The organism is Alcanivorax sp. HI0044 (assembly GCF_001634945.1).
The window spans coordinates 1-2693 of the sequence record NZ_LWEZ01001121.1 but is presented as its reverse complement, the minus strand read 5'-3'; the positions used below and the strand labels follow the sequence as shown (position 1 = coordinate 2693).

Here is a 2693-nt window from a genome sequence, read left to right as displayed (position 1 = left end):
GCAGAACGTTGATTTGACCATCTCCAAGCTTTCGCCTCCCCGTCGCTTCAATGGCTCTGACCGCGCTTTCCAGGCACCCTCTCAGACCAAAGACCTCCAATGCCAAGGGCGTTGGCTCCAGAAATCTGATCGAACATTCACCGGAAGCTCCATCTCCAAGATGCAGCGTCCTGATCCCTGATATAGCCAAGTCATCATGAAAATCGAAAATCACTACCGGCACCTTCGAACAAAACAGGTATGATGCGATAAATTTGGCTACGGTCGACTTCCCCATGCCAGATGATCCGGTGATCTCGACATGCCCGTTGGCACATAGTCCTGGAAAAAATCCCAACCCACGACCGGACAAAGCATCAATGCCGATATTAATAGGCGGAACCTGAATGGGCCGAATCACCATTTCTCACCCCCACTATCGACAACGTTTGGCACAATCTTGGCCAAGCGCCGAATTTGTGCCCCTTTAATTATCCTGATCTGCCGGTGCTTTTTCCCGTTACCATTTGCACGTAGTTTCTGGCTGAATTTAGCGAAGCGCGTAACAGCAGCTTCCAGGAGCTGCTGCCGGGCATGAGCGCCCTGAACATAAACAGGAGAAGCAACATCTGTGAAGTTCAACCCTGACCACTTCGATAAGATAGCTGCATATGGCTTGTCGGTTGCGCACAGAAAGCTACCTTCCCCATCCGTCACATTATCCCGCCAGTAGCAGCCAAGGTTAGCCGCCCGCTCCCCGGCTCCAGGTTTGAGCAACAGCATACCGCTGATATGGAATCCCTTGTGGTCGCTCAACTCCACAGAAAAGATAGCCACCAGAAAGCAGCGGGATGCAGAGTGATGCCGAATCCCATTTGCAAAATTTTTATAAGCAGCGTCGGTATCGGCTAATGTCTTCCGCATCCTGCACTCCGGCTTCCATGACAGATCGATCAAGGCAATTTCGACCTCATCGCACAGGCAATAACACAGCCTGATCGCCTTGATCATGGAGTGCCGCCGCCGCCTGGCATTGCCCACTTCGTTATAGCATCGCTTGCGATGAGCCTTGCTGGTGATAATCCTTCGGAAACGGGCAACGCATTCAATTAGGATGTCGGCGACTTCTTTCTTAAGGGCATGCCAGCCCTGAAGAGTATCTACCAGTGCAGAAATTCTGGGATCCCGCAGAAGTTCCAACCATGCGTCCATGTCTGGCGGGAGGTCATACCGCTCTGCCATCAAGGGATTGATCTTTAAACACTTGATCACAAAATCGTAATCCCGGCCACGTCTGATGCACTTACCCCCATTCGCGGATTGACGCTCTACCGCGATTTTAATTTCACGCCCGTCATGAATCATCTCTGTCAGCCCATTGATGAGACGGTAAGCGCGCAAAATTTCGCTCGGCCCATCTAGGCAAACAGCGTTCTCCTCCGGGCTGTCCCACATGTCTACGGAGGTAAGCAGCTTTTCTGCAGAACGAGCTGTCCGTCTCTGAAACGGTGGGGAGGCATGATTAATCAGCATGATCACCTCCCATAACACCGGCCAAATAATCTGCCACGTCTTGCGCCCGCCAGCGGGTACAGTTCCCTCCCAGCCTTATCGGCTGTGGAAATTCGGGAATAAAGTGCTTCCCGTTGCAATCAACCCAAGCCCACAGCGTGCTCACTCCGATCCCCAATTCCTCAGCCAGATCTTTGGCTGACAGCATAGTGAGGCCAGTTAGCGGCTTTGGTGCTTCACCTGCGCAAACAGATAGCGGCGCAGCAATCAATCGAGTATTCATTAACCCTCCTAAGTGCTGCGCCAAACGACACCATTCCCAAGGCAAAGTAATGCCATAAGAATTGTGCCTACGCTCAGCGCAGCCCAGCAAAAATCCTCAGAACGACCACAAGGTCGCAATCCAAATATAATTTTGTGTTTGATTGGAAGTTCACGCTTCGCGTGAAACCAATACTAGGGAGGGCGACTTATTGCTGATGGATGCCACGTCCATTCAGGCTGCGCTGTTGAAAAGACATTAAATGTCTGTAGTGTTCTGCCAACACCGCGTTAATCAGGTGCAGGAGGACTTAGCTATCTGTGGCGATGCCAAGCCAAGAAAAAATTACTGCATTCCCAACCACGACGTCAAGCCTTAAAGACAACGCACCCAAAAAAATCCTGAATTCAATGTACGATTTATGCAGATTCAATGGTTTTTGGGGGAATTAGTTTTTTGCCGAGCGTTCGTGGAGGTCTAGCCACAGCAAAATGCCTGCTCGTCTCCCTTCACGAGAAGACCAGCGGACGACTAGATAGAAAGCCGATATCACGTGATTGCTAGCACGGTCATAATGTAGTCATCTGATCGGCAAGGTGACACTCCCTGCTCTCCCACACCAAAGAGCCTGCCCCCATCCTCTCAAAGTCATGCCCCTGGGTCGCTTATTCTGTGGATAAGCCCCTCGCCTCCCTGATCGAGCAGGTGGCACAAGGTGGCAAGAATGGTATGATCCACACCCTTCGCTGCTCTCCAAATTTGGATATATTCAGCGAAAGAGGATTTAGATGAATGACGACACCTTCATGCGTCAGAAATTTTACAAATCCGCTTGTTGGTACATGTGTTGGTATGAAGCAAAACCGAACTGGGATATCTTTATTTATATCAGACAGTTACACTCCCTATTTGAGTCCTCTCCTCGCACCAATTAAGAAAG

The 2693-nt window shown here is 50.5% G+C and carries 3 protein-coding genes; all 3 read right to left on the bottom strand.

Annotated features, from left to right (window positions below; all coding sequences use genetic code 11):
• On the bottom strand, nucleotides 1-403 hold a 403-nt coding region (locus A3730_RS30435), incomplete at its 3' end, for an ATP-binding protein (protein ID WP_156501202.1).
• Entirely contained in the window at nucleotides 397-1512 is a 1116-nt protein-coding gene (locus A3730_RS13445; RefSeq protein ID WP_063538235.1) for a hypothetical protein, read from the bottom strand. The genes A3730_RS13445 and A3730_RS30435, both read right to left, overlap by 7 nt.
• On the bottom strand, nucleotides 1502-1774 hold the full coding sequence (locus A3730_RS13440; RefSeq protein WP_082872370.1) for an AlpA family transcriptional regulator: 273 nt from the start codon (nucleotides 1772-1774) through the stop codon (nucleotides 1502-1504). Before A3730_RS13440 ends, A3730_RS13445 begins: the two co-directional genes overlap by 11 nt.
• Nucleotides 1775-2693 lie beyond the last annotated feature (919 nt).